General features: G+C 50.4%; 26 protein-coding genes and 1 other annotated feature. Of the genes, 2 read left to right on the forward strand and 24 right to left on the reverse strand.

Features of this window, described 5'->3' with window-relative positions; translation table 11 throughout:
- Positions 1-20: 20 nt before the first annotated feature.
- The 19 genes from ruvB to ACFSUC_RS02510 form a co-directional block, all read right to left on the reverse strand.
- On the reverse strand, positions 21-1,022 hold the full coding sequence (gene ruvB, locus ACFSUC_RS02420; protein WP_379927847.1) for a Holliday junction branch migration DNA helicase RuvB: 1,002 nt from the start codon (positions 1,020-1,022) through the stop codon (positions 21-23).
- Between the two features lie 16 nt (positions 1,023-1,038).
- Complete coding sequence (gene ruvA / locus ACFSUC_RS02425) at positions 1,039-1,665, reverse strand: Holliday junction branch migration protein RuvA (RefSeq protein ID WP_379927848.1); 627 nt, start codon at positions 1,663-1,665, stop codon at positions 1,039-1,041.
- Positions 1,662-2,165: a crossover junction endodeoxyribonuclease RuvC gene (gene ruvC, locus ACFSUC_RS02430; protein WP_379927849.1), complete on the reverse strand. Its 504-nt coding sequence runs from the start codon at positions 2,163-2,165 to the stop codon at positions 1,662-1,664. Before ruvC ends, ruvA begins: the two co-directional genes overlap by 4 nt.
- A gap of 221 nt (positions 2,166-2,386) precedes the next feature.
- Complete coding sequence (locus ACFSUC_RS02435; protein WP_379927850.1) at positions 2,387-3,016, reverse strand: BofC C-terminal domain-containing protein; 630 nt, start codon at positions 3,014-3,016, stop codon at positions 2,387-2,389.
- A 71-nt stretch (positions 3,017-3,087) separates the two neighbouring features.
- Positions 3,088-4,086 (reverse strand): LysM peptidoglycan-binding domain-containing protein, encoded by a 999-nt coding sequence (locus ACFSUC_RS02440; RefSeq protein WP_379927851.1) that lies wholly within the window; start codon positions 4,084-4,086, stop codon positions 3,088-3,090.
- Positions 4,087-4,223: 137 nt separating this feature from the next.
- Positions 4,224-5,102: a branched-chain-amino-acid transaminase gene (gene ilvE, locus ACFSUC_RS02445; RefSeq protein WP_379927853.1), complete on the reverse strand. Its 879-nt coding sequence runs from the start codon at positions 5,100-5,102 to the stop codon at positions 4,224-4,226.
- Positions 5,103-5,107: 5 nt separating this feature from the next.
- Positions 5,108-5,977, reverse strand: coding sequence for a prephenate dehydratase (pheA, locus tag ACFSUC_RS02450; protein ID WP_379927854.1), 870 nt, complete (start codon positions 5,975-5,977; stop codon positions 5,108-5,110).
- Positions 5,971-6,942 carry a homoserine kinase gene (thrB, locus tag ACFSUC_RS02455; protein WP_379927856.1) on the reverse strand — a complete coding sequence of 324 codons (972 nt, stop codon included), beginning with the start codon at positions 6,940-6,942 and terminating at the stop codon, positions 5,971-5,973. The genes pheA and thrB overlap by 7 nt, the downstream gene beginning before the upstream one ends.
- Entirely contained in the window at positions 6,939-8,006 is a 1,068-nt protein-coding gene (thrC, locus tag ACFSUC_RS02460; RefSeq protein ID WP_379927857.1) for a threonine synthase, read from the reverse strand. Before thrC ends, thrB begins: the two co-directional genes overlap by 4 nt.
- Positions 8,007-8,103: 97 nt before the next feature.
- Complete coding sequence (locus ACFSUC_RS02465) at positions 8,104-9,390, reverse strand: homoserine dehydrogenase (protein WP_379927858.1); 1,287 nt, start codon at positions 9,388-9,390, stop codon at positions 8,104-8,106.
- A 134-nt stretch (positions 9,391-9,524) separates the two neighbouring features.
- Positions 9,525-9,986, reverse strand: a complete 462-nt coding sequence (locus ACFSUC_RS02470; RefSeq protein WP_379927859.1) for an ACT domain-containing protein — start codon at positions 9,984-9,986, stop codon at positions 9,525-9,527.
- Positions 9,987-10,118: 132 nt separating this feature from the next.
- On the reverse strand, positions 10,119-11,423 hold the full coding sequence (obgE, locus tag ACFSUC_RS02475) for a GTPase ObgE (protein WP_379927861.1): 1,305 nt from the start codon (positions 11,421-11,423) through the stop codon (positions 10,119-10,121).
- 9 nt (positions 11,424-11,432) lie between these two features.
- Positions 11,433-12,200, reverse strand: coding sequence for a Spo0B domain-containing protein (locus tag ACFSUC_RS02480; RefSeq protein ID WP_379927862.1), 768 nt, complete (start codon positions 12,198-12,200; stop codon positions 11,433-11,435).
- Positions 12,201-12,476: 276 nt separating this feature from the next.
- Complete coding sequence (gene rpmA / locus ACFSUC_RS02485) at positions 12,477-12,773, reverse strand: 50S ribosomal protein L27 (protein WP_379927863.1); 297 nt, start codon at positions 12,771-12,773, stop codon at positions 12,477-12,479.
- On the reverse strand, positions 12,767-13,120 hold the full coding sequence (locus ACFSUC_RS02490; RefSeq protein ID WP_379927864.1) for a ribosomal-processing cysteine protease Prp: 354 nt from the start codon (positions 13,118-13,120) through the stop codon (positions 12,767-12,769). The genes rpmA and ACFSUC_RS02490 overlap by 7 nt, the downstream gene beginning before the upstream one ends.
- A gap of 9 nt (positions 13,121-13,129) precedes the next feature.
- Entirely contained in the window at positions 13,130-13,441 is a 312-nt protein-coding gene (gene rplU, locus ACFSUC_RS02495; RefSeq protein WP_379927865.1) for a 50S ribosomal protein L21, read from the reverse strand.
- 11 nt (positions 13,442-13,452) lie between these two features.
- Positions 13,453-13,533 (reverse strand) — a sequence feature (ribosomal protein L21 leader region).
- A 29-nt stretch (positions 13,534-13,562) separates the two neighbouring features.
- Positions 13,563-14,819, reverse strand: coding sequence for an Rne/Rng family ribonuclease (locus tag ACFSUC_RS02500; RefSeq protein ID WP_379927866.1), 1,257 nt, complete (start codon positions 14,817-14,819; stop codon positions 13,563-13,565).
- Positions 14,820-14,977: 158 nt separating this feature from the next.
- On the reverse strand, positions 14,978-15,862 hold the full coding sequence (locus ACFSUC_RS02505) for a M50 family metallopeptidase (RefSeq protein WP_379927867.1): 885 nt from the start codon (positions 15,860-15,862) through the stop codon (positions 14,978-14,980).
- Positions 15,855-16,706 carry a peptidoglycan DD-metalloendopeptidase family protein gene (locus tag ACFSUC_RS02510; protein ID WP_379927868.1) on the reverse strand — a complete coding sequence of 284 codons (852 nt, stop codon included), beginning with the start codon at positions 16,704-16,706 and terminating at the stop codon, positions 15,855-15,857. The genes ACFSUC_RS02505 and ACFSUC_RS02510 overlap by 8 nt, the downstream gene beginning before the upstream one ends.
- A 149-nt stretch (positions 16,707-16,855) precedes the next feature.
- Here ACFSUC_RS02510 and ACFSUC_RS02515 point away from each other — a divergent pair, with 149 nt between their 5' ends.
- Positions 16,856-17,179 (forward strand): YbjQ family protein, encoded by a 324-nt coding sequence (locus ACFSUC_RS02515; RefSeq protein WP_379927869.1) that lies wholly within the window; start codon positions 16,856-16,858, stop codon positions 17,177-17,179.
- Position 17,180: 1 nt separating this feature from the next.
- Positions 17,181-17,411: an HD family phosphohydrolase gene (locus ACFSUC_RS02520; RefSeq protein ID WP_379927870.1), complete on the forward strand. Its 231-nt coding sequence runs from the start codon at positions 17,181-17,183 to the stop codon at positions 17,409-17,411.
- A gap of 93 nt (positions 17,412-17,504) precedes the next feature.
- Here the strand turns inward: ACFSUC_RS02520 and ACFSUC_RS02525 are convergent, their stop codons facing one another.
- The 5 genes from ACFSUC_RS02525 to mreC all read right to left on the reverse strand — a co-directional run bounded on the left by ACFSUC_RS02525 (position 17,505) and on the right by mreC (position 21,650).
- On the reverse strand, positions 17,505-18,656 hold the full coding sequence (locus ACFSUC_RS02525; RefSeq protein WP_379927871.1) for an FtsW/RodA/SpoVE family cell cycle protein: 1,152 nt from the start codon (positions 18,654-18,656) through the stop codon (positions 17,505-17,507).
- 7 nt (positions 18,657-18,663) lie between these two features.
- Positions 18,664-19,458: a septum site-determining protein MinD gene (gene minD, locus ACFSUC_RS02530; RefSeq protein ID WP_379927872.1), complete on the reverse strand. Its 795-nt coding sequence runs from the start codon at positions 19,456-19,458 to the stop codon at positions 18,664-18,666.
- Between the two features lie 5 nt (positions 19,459-19,463).
- Positions 19,464-20,129 (reverse strand): septum site-determining protein MinC, encoded by a 666-nt coding sequence (gene minC, locus ACFSUC_RS02535; protein WP_379927873.1) that lies wholly within the window; start codon positions 20,127-20,129, stop codon positions 19,464-19,466.
- A 124-nt stretch (positions 20,130-20,253) separates the two neighbouring features.
- Complete coding sequence (gene mreD, locus ACFSUC_RS02540) at positions 20,254-20,775, reverse strand: rod shape-determining protein MreD (RefSeq protein ID WP_379927874.1); 522 nt, start codon at positions 20,773-20,775, stop codon at positions 20,254-20,256.
- Positions 20,772-21,650 carry a rod shape-determining protein MreC gene (mreC, locus tag ACFSUC_RS02545; RefSeq protein ID WP_379927875.1) on the reverse strand — a complete coding sequence of 293 codons (879 nt, stop codon included), beginning with the start codon at positions 21,648-21,650 and terminating at the stop codon, positions 20,772-20,774. The genes mreD and mreC overlap by 4 nt, the downstream gene beginning before the upstream one ends.
- Positions 21,651-21,682 lie beyond the last annotated feature (32 nt).

Below are 21,682 nucleotides of genomic sequence, written 5' to 3' on the forward strand. Positions count from 1 at the left end.
ATCAAGTCATCCTGGATGAGTTAGTCTTTCGGCATCGCGAGTCCCAGGTGATGGTATGCGGCAGCCGTGACCATCCTTCCTCGCGGTGTCCGCTGCAAAAATCCGATCTGCAACAAATACGGTTCATAGACATCTTCAATCGTCTGGCTTTCTTCCCCAATGGTAGCTGCAATGGTATCGAGGCCGACAGGTCCGCCTCTGAAACTCTTGATAATGGCTTCCAGCATTTTGTGGTCAATATGATCCAGTCCAAGCGGATCAACCTGCAGTCGCTCCAAGGAAGCTTCTGCTAGTTCAGTCGTAATCCGGCCGTCGCCCTTCACCTGGGCAAAGTCCCGAACCCGCTTCAGTAAGCGGTTGGCAATCCTCGGGGTGCCACGCGAACGCCGTCCAATCTCGATCGATGCTTCCTCATCGATATGAACCTGCATGATGTCCGCAGCCCGTGACACAATAAAGCTCAACTCGTCGACCGTATAATATTCCAGTCTGCTCACGACACCGAAACGGTCTCTGAGTGGTGACGAGAGCAATCCAACGCGCGTGGTAGCACCAATGAGTGTAAACGGCGGAAGATCCAGCCGTACCGAACGCGCACTCGGTCCCTTGCCGATAATGATATCCAGCGCATAATCCTCCATCGCCGGGTACAGCACTTCCTCCACGGAACGATTCAGCCGATGGATCTCGTCAATAAAGAGAACATCATTCTCCTGCAAGTTCGTCAAAATCGCTGCCAGATCACCCGGTCTTTCAATCGCCGGCCCGGAAGTGGTTCGTATATTGACACCCAGTTCGTTGGCAATAATATTCGACAATGTCGTTTTGCCAAGTCCTGGAGGGCCGTAGAGCAGCACATGGTCGAGTGCTTCTTCCCGCTGCTTGGCCGCTTCGATATAGACTTTCAAATTTTCCTTTGCCTGCGCCTGACCGATGTATTCCGATAAATAGCGAGGCCTCAAGCTGTATTCAACCGGCTGATCCTCCATCATGAGGTTTGCCGATATAATGCGTTCGTCCATAGCTGCCTCCCTTCCTCTATGCCTTGTACAGCTGCTTCAATGCCTGTTTCATCAATTGATCGACAGAAGCGTCAGCTGAGATTTCAGCTTGCAGTTTCCGCCAGGCCTCCCGAATTTCTTCATCCGAAAATCCAAGCGCCAGCAAGCCTTCCCTCGCGCCTGCCCAGTTGGAAGACGGATCTTGCAAATCAGGGTCATTTAATGACCGCAGTTCAGCGAAATCACCAATCCCTGCGTCGCTATCATAGAGGCTCCCCACCTTATCCTTCAAATCCAGCAATATGCGCTGCGCGGTTTTCTTGCCGATACCCGGAAGCTTCGTCAGGAAGGTCACATTTTCCTGCTGGATCGCCGCAATTACCGCTTCCGGCCTGCTTCCTGCAAGCATGCCCAGTGCGACTCTCGGCCCAATGCCATTGACATCCAGCAGCGTGCGGAACAGCTTCTGCTCCTCCCTGGTGCCGAATCCATAGAGCAATATGGCGTCCTCCCGCACATGATGATGCATGTAAACCGTATATTCCTTGCCTGTCTGGAACTGGTACGGGTTCGGACAATAGGCCCGATAGCCCACGCCATGAACATCCAGCACAACATGATCCGACTCTGTATATACCGCGGTTCCTCTTAAAAAATCAATCATTTGGCGCTTCCCTCATTTATTTTCCAGGTTACTTGCGCAGTGTGCGCATGACAAATGGCGATCGCGAGCGCATCAGCCACATCGTCCGGTTTGGGGACAACCCGCAGCTTCAGTATCATCTTCACCATCTCCTGCACCTGTTTTTTCTCTGCCTTGCCATATCCAACGACCGCCTGCTTGACTTGCAAGGGGGTGTATTCCGCTATGTTCACACCTCTTTGTGCAGCAGCCAGCAGCACGACTCCCCGAGCCTGTCCGACTGCAAACGCGGTCGTGACATTCCGATTAAAAAACAGTTTCTCTACGGCAATTTCATCCGGCTGATATCGATCCATCAGTTCACAGACTGCTTCATAGATTTGCTTGAGCCGTTCTCCCGACTCTGTATGCGCTTCGGTCTGTATGCACCCATACTGCACTGGAGAGAGCTGATTCCCTTTTTTATCGACAAAGCCAAATCCAACGATGGCAATGCCGGGATCGATGCCTAATATCCTCATGCCTGTCCCTCCCTCTCCCTGTCCACAAGCGAACATATGTATCCTCCCTAACATTATAGCAAATAAGTCTATAAGGGGTCGAGGGTTAAGTGACCTAGTGCCAAGAATCTAAACAGGCAGCAAAAAAGAGTACGTTGCGCAGGAATCGTTCCTCTCACGCAATCGTACTCTTTCTCAGCTTGTATGCTAACGATCATGCTCTACCTTCCGGTCCTTGTTTCTCACAGCTCTTCCTCGGGAAAAACCTCTACGGCATAATCACTGAAAGTCGAGAGCACACTCTCATATTCCTCCAGATCCCGAACCGGAATCCCGTCATAGAGCTGCAAAACGGTGGCTTGCGGCAAACTGCTCTCCAGATATTCAATGTCAATCTGGAAAAAGGTCCGCATCACTTGCTCATCAGAAGGAGGACCATAGAACAGTGACAGGTTTCCCTCTTCATCGATGCCAAAAAAACCAAACTGCTTGCAAGCTGGGGACAGGGCCTCTACTTTCTGCCTGAAGATGATCTCCCCACTCTTGGTTTCCATCATCTCCCAATCGTCATGAGCCTGCCTGATTTCATCCATTTCCGCTTCGTTCAATTGGCCAAGCAACTGTTTTTCTTCTCCGCATACATACTCCTTATGTAAATATACGGTCTTCTCTTCTGCAGATGAATAAGGAGCCATGACAGCCCGATCACGATCCATCGCATCAGAGGCTGACCATACCACAAACCCGCACACGAGCAGACAACCACTAACGCCAATCATGAGTGCCCAGCGGCGTCGTTTGTTTTTTAATTTCTTTTTCAGCTGCTTCAGCCATCTGGAATCAAACACCTCAATCACCTTCCATCCACCCATGACCTGCTCGGTCTGGTCTAAGGTATTTGATACGTATTTTTACCAGAGTGGAGGAAGGGTATGCATGTGATTCATATATTCATCCAGGGTTGGCTAGCTTTTCGTTTCCGATCCTGGTCAATCAAATCCGTGCGGATGTGCCAATTTTTCTTCGCCTTGCTCTTTCGATGCGGCTTCTTTTCTGAGGAAGAGAGTTTGCTGGTTTTTCCAGATTTTTTGCCTTTTGCATCCTTGGATTTATGAGCTGAATGCTCCTCCTCACCCTCTGATTCTGCCGCCCCCTCTTCCTCCTGGTTGAAGGGAGATTGCGATGGATGGTGCGGAGCATAGCCCGGAGCCCAGGACCATTCGTGAATCGGCTGCGGCGTTGGTGGCATCATGAAGTTCGGTACGGAAGGAGGCTGTCCGGGTCCCCCTGTACCTGGCGGCGCCGTGAACGGATACACAGGATGTCCAGGCGGGTTGGCTTGCATGGGAAATTGATGATCGACTGGATATGAGGAATAGGACTGACCCGCTTCGCTCCCTGTCGGTTGGTGAGATGACTGGGCACGGGGCTGAAGCGGAGCAGGCGCCCACGAAAAGAACGAAGGGGCCTGCTGCCTGTGCTGACTGCCGTCGAGCACCCAGGGAAAATCATAGAACGAAGTCGGTGGCGTCGCATAACCCTCTCCCGGGGACGAATCAGATGCTTCTTGCTGATCCTTGTCTGAAGGCTTCTCTTTCGGTTTTACCGCTGAGGCTTCCTCCTCGCTGTCGGCTTCCTCATCCTGATGGTGCTCATCGTATTCTTCATCAAGGGATTCGAATGCATACAGTTCCTCATCCTGTGCATCCGAGTCCGCATCGTCTGAGTCCCGATCCGACGATGCAGTGGACTGAATGCGAGCGCGCTGGGTGCTTTTTGTCAGGACAAGTTGTTCGGAAAAAGCAGGAATTTTCACCTTCATTCCCGGAGCCAGACCATCCCGCACATGCGGATTATAGGTCAGCAGGCGTTCGCTCTCTATTCCGTACTTTTCACTCAATTGCGCCAAGTGTTCTCCGTTTTTCACAATATGAATTTTCAAGGTATACGACCTCCTGTTCGATGCATAGATCCTTCTAATCCATATCTATGCACGAACCGGGCATTTGACCTCAAAAAAATAAAGCTTCATCGGTTTGATAGCCGAGAAGCTTTGATCGATCCCTGGCGGGCTCCAAATTAATACGGTACTTTGACCCCGTCTACATGAACAATTTTGCGGAATTCCTGCAACAGGTGCGTCGTAATCGGGCCCGCTGCTCCTTCACCGATGATGCGTGCATCGACCTCGCGAACGGCAATGACCTCCGCTGCCGTTCCGGTCAGAAACACCTCATCCGCCACATACACGTCATGCAGAGCAAATGGTTCTTCCTTCACTTTATAGCCAAGCTGCTCACACAGTTCCATTATCACGGCCCGTGTAATTCCTTCTAACGCTCCGACATAGCTAGGCGGAGTGGTGAGCACACCATTTTTCACGATGAAAATGTTGTCTCCAGATCCTTCTGCCACATAACCCTGGCTGTTCAGCATCAGCGCTTCCCCGACACCAGCAAGGTTTGCCTGAATTTTAACGAGGATATTGTTCAGGTAATTAAGTGACTTGATCTTCGGGTTCAGGGCATCCGGGACATTGCGCCGCGTTGACACCGAGACGATCTTCAAGCCGTTCAAGTAGTCCTCTTCCTTGTAAATGGCCAGCTGCTCGACAATGATGATCACATTGGCTACAGGGCATCGGCGAGGGTCAAGACCCAGGTTGCCCGCTCCTCTGGAAACGATCAGACGGATATACCCGTTTTTCAGCTGATTGCGCTTCACGGTTTCAACAAGTGCCTGCTCCATCTCTTCGTAGCTGAGCGGAATGTCAAGCATGATCGATTTGGCAGAGTCATACAACCGCTGCAGATGCTCATCACATTTGAAGATGTTGCCCTCATAGATGCGAATCCCTTCGAAAATGCCGTCCCCGTATAAAAAACCGTGATCATACACGGATACCTTTGCATCCTCTTTGCTTACAAATTCTCCATTTAAGTAAATAACCTGTGCCATGGGCACTACACCTCCGATTGTTCTCTTTCATAGCGATAACTCATATAGGAGCCAAATATGCGCACCTGGCACCCAATGGCTTCAATTTCCTGAATCGCAGCCGGGAGCAGAACCGAGTCCAGCGTTTCTTCGATGTCAATGAAGAAGAAGTAGCTGCCCAGTTTCTTCTTGGTAGGTCTGGATTCGATGCGCGACAGGTTGATTCTCCTCCAGGCAAAGGCCGACAGCACCTGGTGCAATGCTCCCGGGTAATCTTCTGGCAGTGTAATCATGATCGTCGTTTTTACCTTTCCCTGCGAATCTCGTTTCGGAGGCTTGCTGCCCACCAGCAGAAACCGGGTGAAGTTATTATGATGATCCTGAATGGTCGGCTGCAGAATGGACAGGCCATATTTTCGCGCAGCCAGCTGGGTCGCAATAGCCGCGATGTCCGGCTGTCCGTATTCCTGAACCATCCTCACGCCTTCAGCGGTACTGCTGACGGTCTCAATCTCGGCATGAGGCAGATGTTCCTTGATAAAAGCGCGACACTGACCGACGGCAACCGGATGAGAGATCACCCGCTTGATTCGCTGCATGTCCCATTCACCATCCTGGGCAATGCCAATCAGGTTCTGGATAGACGGATACACCCATTCTGCGGCAATCGGCAATTCATTGTCGTGCACCAGCATATCCAGATGAAGACTGACCGAGCCATCAATCGTATTCTCGATCGGGATGACACTCAGATCGGTTTCGCCTTTGGAAGTAGCGGCGAAAACATCTCCAATAATTTTGTACGGAATGAAGGCAACGTCCTTGCCTTGAAAAAAATAGCGGGCAGATTCTTCGGACACCGTTCCCTCAGGACCTAAATAAGCGACCTTCAGCATGAATGAATCTCCCCCTTGCTTGCATCAAATGGATGCGGCTCAGCGCTCGGATCTTCCACCACGTACACCCCTTGACCATCAGGTCGGAGCAAGTACGCCTCTGCCGCAATGCCTTCCTGATGCAATCTCCCCAGCATAAAGCGCTCCAGCTCCTCACGTCGGGAACTGTCTGCACGCAAAAAGGCGATCAAGGTAGGTCCTGCACCGCTCAGGGCTACGCCAAGCGCCCCATAGGAGGTCGCCGAGCTCAGGATCTCTTCCATCCCGGGGACGAGTGAAGACCGGTAAGGCTGATGCAAGCGATCTTGCATGCCGGTTGCAATCAGTTCCAGCTCTCCGGTAGCCATAGCGGCAACCAGCAGGGAAGCGTGACTGACATTATAGACCGCATCTTCCCGCGAGAATTGAGCCGGAAGGACGGTTCTGGCCTTTTCGGTTGAAAGTTGAAAATCAGGGACGACAAGCAGGCAGGCCAGATCAGAAGGTGGAGACAAACGGACCACAGATGCACGGTCCTCATCCATCGACGTGACAACCATGCCCCCATAGAGCGCTGCGCCTACATTGTCTGGATGACCTTCCTTCATCGCTGCCATTTGAAACAGCTCGTCGTCGGACAGGGTAGCTCCTGACAGCTCGTTAGCCGCAACCAGTCCGGCAATGATAGCGGCAGCCGAACTGCCCATGCCTCTCGTTAGCGGAATGTCGCTGTATACATCCAGGTCCAGCTCAGGTTGCTGAAAGCCCACCTTGTCAAATACCTGCTGCGCCATCTTGTAAATCAGATTCGACTTCGTCGTCGGGATACCGTTCAAATGATCCCCGTGCAACCGTATAGCCGTGTGTTCACTTATCGACATGCGAACCCATAAATATTGGGGGAGGGCCAGTCCCAAGGAATCAAATCCCGGCCCCATATTAGCGGTGCTGGCAGGCACCCTGACCAAGACGTTGTTCCGACTCATTCCCGTCCACCCAGTTTCTCAATCGCCTGCATAACCGCAGTTTCTGTATCTTCTACAACGAGCGGTTCCGCTGCCACCGCTTCAATCGCATTGTTCGGGTCTTTCAGGCCGTTTCCGGTCAGGACGCAAACCGCGGAATCCCCTTTCTTAAACTGCCCTTGCTTGTGCAGCTTCATCAAGCCCGCGAGAGAAGCTGCAGAAGCCGGTTCCGCAAAGATTCCCTCTGTGCGTGCAAGTAAACGGTACGCATCCAGAATCTCATCATCCGTCACGTAGTTGATTTGTCCGCCGGACTCGTTTGCTGCCTGTACGGCTCCATCCCAGCTGGCCGGATTGCCGATGCGAATCGCGGTCGCCAGCGTCTCCGGATTTTTGATTGGCTCGCCTTTGACAATCGCCATAGCGCCTTCCGCCTCAAAGCCGATCATCTTCGGCAAGCTGCTGGATTTGCCTTGAGCGTGATATTCCTTGAATCCTTTCCAATAGGCCGTGATGTTGCCCGCATTCCCTACCGGGATTGCCAGATAGTCCGGCGCATGACCCAGTTGGTCACACACTTCAAAGGCTGCTGTTTTCTGACCCTCGATCCGATACGGATTGACGGAATTGACCAGCGTAATCGGATGTTTGGCAGTAATGTCGCGCACGATTTCCAGCGCACGGTCGAAGTTGCCTTCGATTGCGATAACCTTCGCGCCATAAATCATCGCCTGAGCCAGTTTACCGAGGGCAATGTTGTTGTTCGGAATCAAGACGATACAGTTCAATCCGCCTCTGGCTGCATAAGCGGCAGCGGCAGCGGATGTGTTGCCTGTGGATGCACACATAATGGTATTGCTGCCTTCCTCCATTGCTTTGGCAACCGCCATCACCATGCCACGGTCCTTGAAGGAACCAGTTGGATTCAACCCTTCATATTTGAAATAAACGTCCATATTCAGCATGTCGGAAATTTTCTCTCCATGAAAGAGAGGTGTATTGCCTTCATGCAATGACAGCATCGGTGTTTTTTCAGTAATCGGAAGCAACGAACGGTAAGTTTCTAATAGTCCTGGATATCTCATGAATCGAATTCCTTTCTGTTTGGGCGTTGAATGAATGATTACTTTTGCAATCTGTATGATTTACAATTGATTAATTGTCCAATGATATACTTTGACGTTAGCCTTCTACGCGGTAGACACTGCGAATTTCGTGGACGACATCCAATCCGTCCAGCGTCTCCAAGACGTTATTCATGCTCGCCTTGGTGGCATCATGCGTAATGATAATGATTTCGGCCGCCGGATTATGCTGGTTCGGATGCTGGAGCACCGATTCCAGACTGACCTCATGCTGCGCGAAAATCTCGGTAATCCTGGCTAGTACACCCGCCTTGTCGGCTACGTGCAGGAGCAGGAAGTTTTTGCATGAGATTTGCTGATCTGTCTTCAGCTTCTTTTCCTTATAGGCAACGGCGCCGGTCTTGCCACTGACGCCCAGCTTGATGTTTTTGCATACGGCAACCAAATCCGCGACAACGGAGGTAGCGGTTGGCATCTCACCCGCGCCCGGTCCGTAAAACATCGTCTCACCAACTGCTTCCCCGTATACATACACGGCATTGAATACCCCGTTGACGGAAGCAAGCGGATGCGTCGCCTTCACCATGGTGGGCTGTACCGTCAGACTGATCGAATCATCCTGACGTTCCGCAATTCCGAGCAGCTTCACTTCATAGCCGAGTCGTTTGCCGTACTGGATATCTTCCTTGGTGACGCTCGTGATCCCTTTCACGGTGACATCATCCATCGATACGTTCGTATGGAAACCAAGCGTACCCAGTATCGCCATCTTGTATGCCGCATCCAGTCCCTCTACATCAGAGGTAGGGTCCGCTTCGGCATAGCCGAGCGCTTGCGCCTCTGCCAGCACATCATCGTAGCTCGCGCCCTCCTGGCTCATCTTCGTCAGGATATAGTTAGTCGTGCCGTTCACGATGCCCATCATCTTCTGAATGCGATCCGAGGAGAAGCCCTCCACGATGGTACGCAAAATAGGGATTCCGCCCGCTACACTTGCTTCATAGAGGACATCACATTGCTGTTTGCGAGCTTCTTCGATCAATTCGGAACCACTGGTCGCCATCAGATCCTTGTTGGCCGTGACCACCTGCTTGCCCTGCCTGAGCGCTTCCATCATCCATGTTTTCGCATGGCCCGTTCCACCCATCACTTCAATAATCACATCGATCTCCGGATGATGAAGCACCTCATATGGATCTTCTGTCAAGACCTCTTCCGGCAAACTTACATCTCTTGGCTTGTTCTTGTCTTTGACGAGAACTTTCACGATCTCCACGGCAGAGCCGATCTTGCGCTGCAGATCATCCTGATGACCTTCGACGATCCGGATGACTCCAGTACCCACTGTACCGAGACCAAGCATCCCCACTTTGATTGGTTTCATATCCACGCCTCCCATATCTCGTATATCTATCTGATCATGCTTTCGACATGCTTCTTCACGTTTCTCTTCAAAGCTGCTCTCTCATTGTAACGCGGATGGAAAAGATTGTGCAACGAGTTTTCCGTTGAAAGGATTCAGTAGGAAGCTGCACCCTGTCCAACCACCTGGACACGCTTGACGCCTTCCTGCTCCTTCAGATCGTGAAGCAGGGCCGACCACTGGGCACCCATTTGCGATGTATCGACCGACATGACCACATTGGCCATACCCTGGAGAGGAATCGTCTGGTTAATCGTCAGTACGTTACCCGAATGTCCGGCGATCATCGACAATACCCGGGAAAGGATCCCCGAACGGTGCATCAGATCGAGTGAGATCGTCACAATTCGTTCCTGCTGCATGTGATTGAGCTCGAAGACGCCATCCTTGTACTTGTAAAATGCACTCCGGCTTAATCCCACCCGCTCCACGGCTTCGTGAACGGTCTGAACTTCACTGTGGGCCAGAAGAGCCTTGGCCTCTATCGTTTTGAGTACGGCTTCCGGCAGTAGATCTTCCCGAACCAGATAATACCGATCCGTATGCTTTTCCGTCACTGGATAACGTCCTTTCTGGAAAGACTCTTGTTTTCGTATAGTGGACATTATAGCGGATTATGCGGGACTCGACAATAGGCACACGCAAAAAAAATCCCTCCAAGGAACAATAAGAACCCGGAGGGATGGACGTTATTCTTTTTCCACAAATTCAAATTCATATTCCCCGATGCGGATGATCATGCCATCCTCGGCTCCCCGATTGCGCAACGCCTTGTCTACGCCCATTTTTCGCATAATGTGGGCAAAGCGTATCACCGCATCATATGAACTCATTTGGCTGCGTTTCAGCAGGTTCTCGATTTTCTCACTTTCCACAACAAAGGTATCATTTTCGCGACGGATGGTGAACTCCGGTCCTTCATCCTTGCGATCCAGCCGGTACACCTTACGTTCTTCCGTCTCTGCCACTTCTTCAACGACGGCCTGCTGCGGAAGTTGATCCAGCAGTTCAGCCAGGTGATAGATCATATCTCTCACACCCTGCTGGGCCACCGCAGAAATCGGAAAAATGCGCGTGTCTCCGCCCTGCTCTGCCAGCTTCTGCTTGAACTGAACCAGCTGTTCTTCCGCCTCCGGCACGTCCATCTTGTTGGCCGCGATAATCTGAGGTCGCTCCGCCAGCTTATCATTGTAGCGATACAACTCGTCATTGATTTTCAGGTAATCGTCAAACGGATCTCTGCCTTCCGTAGCCGCCATATCGATGACATGCAGGATCACACGGGTACGCTCAATGTGCCGTAAGAACTCGTGACCCAGTCCGATGCCTTCACTCGCCCCTTCAATCAGTCCCGGCAGATCAGCCATGACAAAGCTGCGCCCTTCCTCAACCTGCACGACACCCAGATTGGGTGACAGGGTTGTAAAATGATAGGAGGCAATCTTCGGCTTGGCTGCGGATACGACAGACAGCAGGGTCGATTTTCCGACACTCGGAAAGCCTACCAGGCCCACGTCCGCCATCACCTTCAATTCCAGCACAACCCATTTTTCTTCTCCCTCTTCGCCATTCTCAGCGATATACGGAGCCGGGTTCTTCGGTGTGGCAAAGCGAACGTTGCCTCGTCCTCCACGTCCACCCTTCGCAGCGACTACTTCCTGACCATGCTCCACGAGATCGGCCACCACTTCTCCGGTGTCATCATCGACAATGACCGTACCCGGCGGAACTCGCACAACCATATTGTCGGCATTGGCGCCATACTGATTTTTCGGCTTGCCTTTTTCGCCTCTCTTGGCCTTGAAGTGCTTCTGATAGCGGAAATCCACCAGGGTTCGCAAGCCTTCGTCCACTCGGAAGATCACATCTCCGCCTTTTCCTCCGTCTCCACCTGCCGGGCCGCCTTCTGCCACATATTTCTCGCGATGGAAAGAGATCAGTCCGTCTCCACCGTTTCCACCTTTAATGTATATTTTCGTCTTGTCTACAAACATCTCTTCACCTCAATCCAAATTGGCCAATGGAAAATCAATGGTCATCCGATCCCTATCCTCTTCGGATTCCCAATTCATCTGGTATTCATTCTCCACATTGGCCTGTTCCTTCAGTCTCGACCACGATTGCCTCATACCCGGATAGTCCAATTCTCCGATGTATTCCAGTTCCAGCCGGATACCTGCCTCACTCCTCGATACCCGTAAATCACACTCATTCAGTTCACCCATCGTATACCGGGAATGATCTGCCACGGTTTTGACCAGATCGGCTATCAACGCGCTTGCCTTTCCCGGATTTTTCATTTGCGCGACCGGATTCTCGATCTGATCCAGTGCAATATGCAGATCACCGGATTTCCAGTTTAATTTAAGTGCATACAGATCAGCAGCCAGGGTCGGACAGCCCAGCTTGAATATCAGGCTTTCCTCCATCAAACGAAACCGCAGTGCTTCAATGCTCTGTTCCAGCTGCTCCAGCTTGCCGAGCTGCAAATACGCCTTGATCAACTGGATATCATTCAATAAATCATGGCGCTGCATTCGGAATGTATCTTCAAACAACTTGCTCTTGTCCATCATCAGCTTCGTGTAATGGGTATGATGCTGATGGACGATATTTCGATGATTCCTTCTCATCCAATACCACCATAACGCGGCAGTCAATCCCAGCGCGAGTCCCTGGACCCAGACTGACCCATCAATCAATAGAATAAAGGCGATACAACCGATTGCCAAACAGGCAAATGCCATTTGCACTTTAGCCTCTTGATTCATGGTACGTCTCCCCTTTGCTTTCCCATTCGTATGACGTTGCCTCTCGCAAATGGTTTCTCGCTAGATTCGGCTCATATAAGCTCGTCCAAACGATTCTCGGCTCGTTCGTTTTCGACCGGTTCTCCCCGTAATTTTCTTTGACAGTATACCATGTTTGGATGCAAATAGGTAGAAATTTCAGGCCGGATTTCTACTCTGCTCATAGGAAAAACCCGGTGATCTCACCGGGTTTTTAGGGATCTGTCTTATTCCTGAAAACGTTGCACGTTTGGCAAATTAAGCTTGTGCAGCCTGCTCAGCAGGATAAACGCTGACCTTCTTGCGGTCACGTCCCCAACGCTCGAATTTAACAACTCCTTCAACCTTTGCGAACAAAGTGTCGTCAGAGCCAATTCCTACGTTTGTTCCAGGGTGAATCTTCGTTCCTCTTTGACGAACCAGGATGTTGCCCGCTTTTACAAGCTGACCATCCGCACGCTTGGTACCCAGGCGCTTCGCGATGCTGTCGCGACCGTTCTTCGTGGAACCTACCCCTTTTTTGGATGCAAACAATTGCAGGTTCATATTCAACATGGCGTTTTCCCTCCCTCGGATTCAAATTGTATGCGTACATACGCATCATACGATGCTTCAATTCCTTTTAACGTGACAACCATTGAGCGCAACAGCAACTGTGCCTGATCAAATCGCTCCGGATCAGTGACAGCGGGGAGAATCGCAGACAGATATCCGTCTTCGTTCATCTCGGCCTCACAATGAATATCCAGCAGCTCTTCGAGCGCATTTACAGTCCCAATGGAAACGGCTGATACGCCTGCACAGACGATATCCTGTCCCGGGTCTGCATAATGTGCATGCCCGGTAATCTCGTAAGCGATGATATGGTCCTGCGCATTGGTATATACATAGACCTCAATCATGTGAGCCTCTTACGCTTCGATCTTTTCGATCACGACTTTCGTGTAAGGCTGACGATGACCTTGCTTTTTGTGGTAGTTCTTTTTCGGCTTGTATTTGAATACAACAAGCTTTTGTCCTTTTCCGTGCTTTTCTACTTTCGCAGAAACGCTGGCGCCTTCAACCAATGGAGCTCCGGCAACAAGACCTTCTCCCTTGGATACTGCGACAACACGGTCAAACGTTACGGACTCACCTTCACCTGCATTCAATTTCTCGATGAATAATACATCGCCTTCTTGAACTTTGTACTGTTTTCCGCCAGTTTCAATAATTGCGTACATGGCTGCACCTCCTCATATCTCAGACTCGCCCAAGCCAGGTGGAATGAATGATCATTCTCTTGCGTACCTTTTTGGTGCGGTTACAGCATGTGACTCGGCACACACTCAATTAAAGATAATATCATACCTCATCAAGATAGGCAATATGTTTCTGAATCAGGCCGAGACCTGCACAAGTCGGACACGTGCTGTACCCGAGCTCGCTTTTGTGCTCCCTGACTTTCTTGCGCGTCATCTCCAGCAAGCCCAGCTGCGTCCAGCCTACCACAATCGATTTTGTCCGATCCTGTTTCATGCAGGTCTCCAGCTTTTCAAACACGGCCTCGCGATGCGCTTCTTTCTTCATATCAATAAAATCGATGATGATGAGGCCTCCGATATCCCGTACCCTCAGCAGTCTCGCGATCATCTCGGCCGCTTCCAGATTTGTGTGGAATACGGTCTCTTCCAGCTCTACACTGCCCGTATACTTGCCTGTATTCACATCGAAGACCGTGAGAGCCTCCGTATGATCCAGATGAAGATACCCGCCGCTTTTCAACCACACTCGCGGCTGGAAGAGCTGTTCGATCTCTTGCTGAATGCCGAACTTGTCAAACAGGGCATGGTGATTCTCTGCTCGAACCCGACCGGCCAGTTCCGGGGAATAGGAGCTGGTGTACCGAATGACCTCATCCGCTGCCTGCTTGCGATTCAAAATGACCTCTTCAACATCTTCGGTAAACAGATCCCGAACCATCCTCGGAAGCATGTCCAGCTCCTGAAAGATCTGGGCGGGCGCGTCTGCCGATGCTACTGCACGGGAAAGCTGATGCCATCTCTCTCTGAGCTTCTCCAGATCCGTTTGCAGTGAAGTCTCCGCCACGCCGTTTGCCGCGGTACGAAGAATGAGACCTTCTTCGTCCTGCCGGAATTGTTCCCCGAACTGCTTGAGACGCTCCCGCTCCTCCTCCGTTTCAATCTTTCTGGAAACGCCTACATAATCTGCATGCGGCATATAGACGAGCCACCGTCCAGGCAAGGAATAATGGGTCGTGACCCGGGCGCCCTTGGTTCCCAACGGCTCCTTCGTCACCTGCACCAACAGTTCCTGTCCTATCTGAACCAACTGTTCGATAGACGGCTTTTTCTTCGGATGCTTCTCCAAATGAGCAGGGAGCAGATCATCAATATGAAGAAAGGCATTTTTCTTCAGTCCAATATCGACAAAGGCGGCATCCATTCCGGGAAGGACATTGACGATCCTGCCCTTGTAGTAATTGCCGAGCAGTTGACCGTCATATTCATGATCCTCTGCTGCAAATTCAATCAATCTCTCTTGTTCCAGCAAAGCGATTTGCGTACGTTCACGATCCTGTTGCACTACAATCCGTTTCATCCGTTCCACCTCTAGGCTCTTGCTTTGTCCTTACATGGTCATGATCCATCTGGCCACGCCACGTGCATATGTCATCATGTTGCGCGATGCTCCTATTTTCATTCTATCATAATTCCTCTCATAGAGAATGACCGATTGTTCCCAGTCTTCCCGTCCTGTCAGGGAAGACATTGTGAGAACGTTCGTTTCCGCCAGACCGGATCGAAGAACCACTCGATGAGCTTGTGCTCCTTCATCACATGCTGGATATGTCCTTGCGGGCCATACACATAGATCAGATGGCAGGGATCACGCCGAAGCTGTCTGACCGCCATTTCAACCGGGGTATGGACATCTACATAAATGGAAGGTTCTCTCTTAAATCCTGTCTTCCTTCGTTCAGGCACTGTACGAGGCTCGCGCCCTCTGGCAATCAAAAATCGCATAAACCGATAAGGCACATGCTTTAGCGCATAATAGTTGGATACAAATAAAAACAGGGCGATCATCCACAGATGAGGGGAAACGGCCTGGATGGTCAGGCTGTACATCGCGAAGAGAATGAGGAGTCCGCTTAGCAGCAGACCCGTTCCCGCTGTCCATATCAACGCCTGATGAAAGGCAAAAAGGCGGCTAAACCCTGCCTGCAGCAACTTGCCTCCGTCCAGTGGCGCAATCGGGATGAAGTTAAAAAGGGCGATCATCAGATTCGCCTCAATCACATACATTCCCCATGCTTCTCCCCACCACTGCAGCTCCATCATCATCCAGCCAAGCCCGATTAACCAGAAATTTTGAGCCGGTCCAGCCAGGGCGACCACCACTTCCTCCCACAATGGCGGAAAATGCTCCTCCATTTCTGCTACACCTCCAAAGGGGAGAATCTGCACCCGAATCACTTTCCAGCCCAGACTCCTGGCTGCCACGACATGTCCCCACTCATGAATGAGAACTAGTGTAAATAACAGCGTGACTTCCAGAAAAGACCCGGTTAGGATCGACAGCAACAGCGTGAAGGAAAACAACGGGTGGATCGAAACCGAAATCCCTCTCCATTTAATCAAATGCCACCACATCCAGCGGGTCGAGATACGTTTCCTGCTTCACAATAGCGAAAAACAGTCCGTTCTGCTCTTGCTGGCGATCAATGGTTCCAATCTGCTCCCCGCCTTCGATCCAGTCATCCTTCTTGTAGACATCGGCTGTGAAATGGCCATAAACCGAATGAAGCTGGTTGGCATGCTGAATGATGAGGGTGCTTCCGAGTTCTTCTGTTTTCCCTGCAAACATCACTCTGCCCGTATCCATGGCCACCACTGTGCCCGTCTCGTCACGCGGCTTGATCCAGACTCCCTTGCCCGTATCCGAAAAGTCGGCTTCGATCTCCCCAGCCAGTGGGACGAACATTTTTCGCAATGAGCGGGCCGCTGCTTGCTCCGACTGACTGTCTTCCCCCCCGAAACTCGGCAGAAAAGAAGGAGAATCATCGAACCTCTCCGCATACCAGGCTTCCAACTGCTCAAACTGGATGGACTCATGCATCGCCGTTCGAACAAATTGACGGCCGGGTTCGCTCCAGGTAGATTCTGTCTGAAAAAGTATCCATACGAGTATAAACAGCCCGATACAAATGAACAGATGGATGCGAAACCAGGAAAAAACGACCGAATAGGGAGATAACGTATCCGTCCCGCGCCATTTTTTCTTCTGTTCCTGCTTCCACAGCCACTCCGGATCATGAAGGGGTGTATCGGGTTGGTGGTGCATGACATTCGGAGCTTGTGCATACACTTCATCAGTAGTATGTTTTTCATTTCTGCGATTTTGTGAAGCCTGTACCAGCTTCTTCATTCGGGCTTGTCTGCGTATACGAATATGTTCCTTTTGCTGCAATTCGTTTCGATTCATCCTCAACCCTCCGCACGTTCTTCATTCAAGGCTTGTCCCTGTTCCAATTGTATGAGGTTATGACCGGGCATATGACTGTGGTCACTAGGTTTGCGGAAGGCAATGTTTTATAATAAAAAGATGGATATCAGGAAAGGAAGGGGATCAACATGCTCGTTTCCACAACAGAACATCTGGTAGGTTACGAAGTGACAGAAGTGCTGGGCACCTCCTTCGGTGTCGTTGTCCGAGCACGCGGACTTGGCGGGGATATTATGGCTTCCCTGAAGGGACTCGTGGGGGGAGAAGTAAAGCAGTATACCCAGATGATCGAGGATGCCCGCAGACAGGCGCTCGACAGACTGGTTCAGAACGCACATAAAATGGGGGCAGATGCCATTGTGATGATGCGGTTTGACAGTGGGGATGTAGGCAGCAATATGAGCGAGATTGTCGCGTACGGAACCGCTGTAAAAGTCGTCAAAAAGGAATAGCATGCAGATGGTATGGGGTTGGATCATCATCCAGGTTGTGCTCGCTGCCTCGCTCATCATGCTCGGTTATCTGTTTTATGACAAGCGGTACAGACCGAAGAACAAGGGCAATCTGCTCAGCGGTGACCTGCGGCGCACGCATGAGGTATTCCAGGACCCGAAGGATGGCAAATCATATCGGGTTTACTTCAATACCAAGACAGGCGAGCGGGAATATATCGAAGAGCCCTGACGGACGATACCATTTTCTTTGTGTGAACAACAAAAAGGAGCTGTCCCCAAGATTCAGCATCTTGGTGGTACAGCTCCTTTTCTGATAGGGATATTATTCTTCCACAAACATCGACTTCTTCTCCTGATGAACCTTCACACTGAGCACCAGGCCAATCGAAGCCATGTTGATAAGCAGGGAGGTCCCGCCATAGCTGATAAACGGCAAGGTAATCCCGGTGAGCGGCATCAGTCCGATCAGCATGCCGACATTCTCAAACACCTGGAAGACAAACATAGACACGATCCCGATAATCATATAGGCCCCGCTCAGATGGCTAGCCTGCAGGGAGATCAGAATCATCCGATAAATGAGCAAAAAGTAGAGCAGCATCAGCATCGACGATCCGATGAAGCCAAACTCCTCTCCCAGAACGGAAAAGATGGAGTCTGAATACGTGTAAGGCACAAAATGCTTGCTGTTCCATTCGCCCTGCTTGAATCCCTCGCCCGTCAAGCCTCCGGTACCGATGGCAATCTTGGAATGCTTCACATGGTAAATCGCATCAGAGGACACCTTTTCCGGGTAAAGGAAAGTATCTACACGCGTCATCCAGTGGGCTTTTTCCTGTTCCCTCAAGTAGCTTTCCAACTGATCATGATAAGACTGATACAGGAACAAGAAGGAGGCAAAAAAGACGACCGCTACCGTCAGCCCTGCCAGTACGATCTTCAGTCGCAAATTCCCGATCCACAGCATCCCGACCAGGATAACCATGTAAATGATCGCGTTCCCGAGGTCAGGTTGCAGCATCACGACCACAAACGGTACAAAGACGACCATCGTAATCGGCAGCGCATCCTTGAGCAAATCGAGCTGTTCGCCGTTCCTGCGAGCCATGAGCTGCGCCACCAGAATAATAATGGCCAGCTTCATCAATTCCGCAGGCTGAAAGGTAAAACTCCCCAGCTTGATCCAGCCTTTGGCGTTGTTGATCGGCTCTCCGAAAAATAATACATAGATCAATAAGATGAAGCCGATACCATAAATAAACGGACCGGCTTTCGAGAGGATGCGATAATCGATAAACATCGTTGTAAAAAGACCAATGAAGCCGAGTATATACAAAATGACATTTCGCTTGTCGAATCCGGCAAATTTCGCTTGTCCTTCAATGGCACTGTGTATCAACAGTGTACTGATCATCATAAAGCCTACCAGAATCATGATAACCAGCCAATCGACTCTTTTCAGCTTATCCAGCAAAGCATGCTCATCCTATTCCAAAAAACTTTTTAATTTTTTTCATCATGCCTGGTTTGTCTTCCAGCGCCATAAGCGGAACCTGATCTCCAAGAATCCGTCTCGCAATATTGCGATAGGCAATCGCCGCCTTGGAGCTGGGATTCATGACGGTGGGCTCACCCATATTCGCGGCCTTGATGACATGTTCATCATCAGGGACAATGCCCAGCAAGTCAATCGCCAATACCTGGCAGATCTCATCGATATCCAGCATTTCACCTGCCTTGAGCATGTTGGGCCGAATCCGGTTGATGACCAACAGCGGTCCTTCGATCTTCTCCGCCTCGAGAAGCCCAATAATCCGGTCAGCATCCCGAACGGCCGCATTTTCCGGTGTCGTGACGACGATGGCCTTGTCCGCACCTGCCACCGCATTTTTGAATCCCTGTTCAATCCCCGCCGGACAATCAATGATGACATAGTCGTTCTCCAGCTTCAATTGTTCGATGATGACTTTCATCTGCTCCGGTGTCACGGAATGCTTATCCTTTGTCTGTGCAGCAGGCAGCATATACAGTTCGTCAAATCGTTTGTCCTTGATTAACGCCTGCGGCAACCTGCATCGACCTTCCACGACATCCACCAAATCGAAAATGATGCGGTTTTCAAGTCCCATCACCACATCCAGATTGCGCAATCCAATATCTGTATCTACCATACATACTTTCTTCCCTAGCAATGCCAATGCGGTTCCGATGTTCGCAGATGTTGTCGTCTTGCCCACTCCGCCTTTACCAGAAGTGATGACAATGGCCTCTCCCAACTCAATCACACTCCTTTAAATTCCATAGCTCCTGGTCGTATTTTGTATAAATGCGTGATTTTGTTTATTTGCATGCTTCCCTTCTCCAGGTAAGCGAATTCCATGAAGGCTTCGTCAATTCCCCATTCATCTGGCGGGCGACTGATGCAATCCGCAATCCTCAGTTGGGTGGGTCTGAGATGCGAGGCCGCAATGACGGCTTCCTCGTTCCCTTCAGAGCCCGCATGTGCCATGCCTCTTAGTGAACCCATGATCCAGATATCTCCGGTGCATACCAGACTGCCACCCGGATTCACATCGCCGATAAACAGCAGGTTGCCGTGATGATTAATCGTCTGTCCGGATCGAACCATGCCTTTGAGAACCTTTACATTTTTTCCCGATTTGCTGGCTTCTTCCTCGACCTCGGACTCAATCGATTGCACGATCAGATTGCCGCGGCTCTTGAGGATATCCTGGATCTCCTGACGCTCCTGCGGCGAAATGAGCCTTGTCCCAAGCTTGATTTGCACATGAATAATAGGCCCGCTCAAAATCTGCTGATGCGTGTGCTCCAATTTATGTTTGAGCTCTGACAAGAGCTCTTGAAATTCACATTGATCATTAAGCAGAAAGACAAGACCGTCCTTCACACCCTTGATCGTTACGTTTGGTTTGTTTATGGTGGTCATGCAGCAAACTACCTCCCACCTATTAGAATTCTGCCTGCTCTATTCATTTTCCTGCCTGACTTTCTGCAAAAAACACAAGGAAGCACGCATCGCTCGCCTCTGTCTGCCTCTGAAGTGAATGGGATCAGCGATTCCGAACTTCCTTCTGTTCCGATTTTTCGATCATACTGTTAAATGGCAAGTAGATGGCGACTGCAAAAAACAAATTCAGCAAAATGGAAGGGACCATGTGCTGGCTAAATGCCCAGATGATCGATTCCTGATGAATTTGAAACAGTGCATAAATGCTGTATACGGCCACCTCTTCAAACAGCAGAAATGCCGCGATGATCCATATGGACCCGAGAAAGGCGGGCTGCAGTTTCTCTGCATATAATCCGGCTGCATAACCGCACAGTCCCATAACGAATGTATACATGCCCAGCATATGCCCGAAAAAAAGAATATCATACAAGATGCCAAATACGATACCCATCGCCATGCTGTGATGGCGCTTGCCCTTGATTGCGACCATGAGGATAAGCACCAGAACAAAACGAAACGATAGATGAAACAGCCATTCCCGGGGAAATAACCACGGAATCAATGACCCCTCCAAAATAAAAACAAGCAGCACCAGCACCCAGAGCATCTGTTTTCTCATCATTCGCCCAACACATCCGGCATCTCAATGATAAATACTTCCGTCAAGTGCTGGAAGTCTGCAGAAGGTTCGATTTGGGCGGTGTGCGTCAGTCCGAATTCCCCGACATTCCTGGACTTTACAACCCCGATTTCGATTCCTTCCGGGTAAATGCCTCCCTTGCCTGAAGTAACCACGATATCATTTTCCTCCAGGGTGTCCTCGGTCTTGATCTTGGTCATGAGCAGCTTATTCTCTTCCTTGTCATAATTTTCAATAATGCCAAAGGAAGAACCTTCCTTGCCTCTTACCGTTGCAGAGATCCCTTTCAGACGAATCGACTGGTTGTTCAGATCAGTGATGAGCTGAACATTGGAGTGGAACGGGAATACGCGGTTAATGATGCCGATCAGTCCCTGTGGTGTCATGACCGCCATGTTCTCCTTAATCCCGTCTTTTTCTCCGAGGTCGATCTTGATACTTCGATTGTAGGCATCCGGACTTGTCGCGACCACCCTGGCAATTCGATATGTATAGTCATCCTTGGATTTCTGTCTTTCCGTAAAAGCCAGAGCTTCCTTCAGGCGCTCATTCTCGGATTCCAGTGCATTCAATCTGGCCACGTCCTTGGCGTAATGAGCCAATGTTTGTTTCAAAACCTTGTTTTCTTCATACCAGTCCCCGATTTGAGAGACATTGCTGAAGAAACCCGCAACCGCGGAGACAGGCTTGTAGACAAGCCCTTGTGTCCAGCCAATCGTATCCGATATAAATTTTTCAGGCCAAGTAGGGCTTTCCCTTTTCAAAAAGGAAATGCCCATCACCCCAATAAAAAAAATCAAGCTGAAAAGAAGAATGAATAACCGCTTGTTCCCCAAAAACCTAAACAATGTGAACACCTTCCAACTGAATGGCTCTACTTCAATTTCAT

It is taken from the genome of Marinicrinis sediminis (genome assembly GCF_042685085.1).
Taxonomy (GTDB): domain Bacteria; phylum Bacillota; class Bacilli; order Paenibacillales; family KCTC-33676; genus Marinicrinis; species Marinicrinis sediminis.

Coding starts and splice junctions, on each gene's coding strand:
- ruvB (WP_379927847.1), bottom strand. CDS start 1,022: ATGGACGAACGCATTATATCGGCAAACCTCATGATGGAGGATCAGCCG.
- ruvA (WP_379927848.1), bottom strand. CDS start 1,665: ATGATTGATTTTTTAAGAGGAACCGCGGTATATACAGAGTCGGATCAT.
- ruvC (WP_379927849.1), bottom strand. CDS start 2,165: ATGAGGATATTAGGCATCGATCCCGGCATTGCCATCGTTGGATTTGGC.
- ACFSUC_RS02435 (WP_379927850.1), bottom strand. CDS start 3,016: ATGGGTGGATGGAAGGTGATTGAGGTGTTTGATTCCAGATGGCTGAAG.
- ilvE (WP_379927853.1), bottom strand. CDS start 5,102: ATGGCACAGGTTATTTACTTAAATGGAGAATTTGTAAGCAAAGAGGAT.
- pheA (WP_379927854.1), bottom strand. CDS start 5,977: ATGCTGAAGGTCGCTTATTTAGGTCCTGAGGGAACGGTGTCCGAAGAA.
- thrB (WP_379927856.1), bottom strand. CDS start 6,942: ATGAGTCGGAACAACGTCTTGGTCAGGGTGCCTGCCAGCACCGCTAAT.
- thrC (WP_379927857.1), bottom strand. CDS start 8,006: ATGAGATATCCAGGACTATTAGAAACTTACCGTTCGTTGCTTCCGATT.
- ACFSUC_RS02465 (WP_379927858.1), bottom strand. CDS start 9,390: ATGAAACCAATCAAAGTGGGGATGCTTGGTCTCGGTACAGTGGGTACT.
- obgE (WP_379927861.1), bottom strand. CDS start 11,423: ATGTTTGTAGACAAGACGAAAATATACATTAAAGGTGGAAACGGTGGA.
- ACFSUC_RS02480 (WP_379927862.1), bottom strand. CDS start 12,200: ATGAATCAAGAGGCTAAAGTGCAAATGGCATTTGCCTGTTTGGCAATC.
- rpmA (WP_379927863.1), bottom strand. CDS start 12,773: ATGTTGAATATGAACCTGCAATTGTTTGCATCCAAAAAAGGGGTAGGT.
- ACFSUC_RS02490 (WP_379927864.1), bottom strand. CDS start 13,120: ATGATTGAGGTCTATGTATATACCAATGCGCAGGACCATATCATCGCT.
- rplU (WP_379927865.1), bottom strand. CDS start 13,441: ATGTACGCAATTATTGAAACTGGCGGAAAACAGTACAAAGTTCAAGAA.
- ACFSUC_RS02500 (WP_379927866.1), bottom strand. CDS start 14,819: ATGAAACGGATTGTAGTGCAACAGGATCGTGAACGTACGCAAATCGCT.
- ACFSUC_RS02510 (WP_379927868.1), bottom strand. CDS start 16,706: ATGAATCGAAACGAATTGCAGCAAAAGGAACATATTCGTATACGCAGA.
- ACFSUC_RS02515 (WP_379927869.1), top strand. CDS start 16,856: ATGCTCGTTTCCACAACAGAACATCTGGTAGGTTACGAAGTGACAGAA.
- ACFSUC_RS02520 (WP_379927870.1), top strand. CDS start 17,181: ATGCAGATGGTATGGGGTTGGATCATCATCCAGGTTGTGCTCGCTGCC.
- minC (WP_379927873.1), bottom strand. CDS start 20,129: ATGACCACCATAAACAAACCAAACGTAACGATCAAGGGTGTGAAGGAC.
- mreD (WP_379927874.1), bottom strand. CDS start 20,775: ATGATGAGAAAACAGATGCTCTGGGTGCTGGTGCTGCTTGTTTTTATT.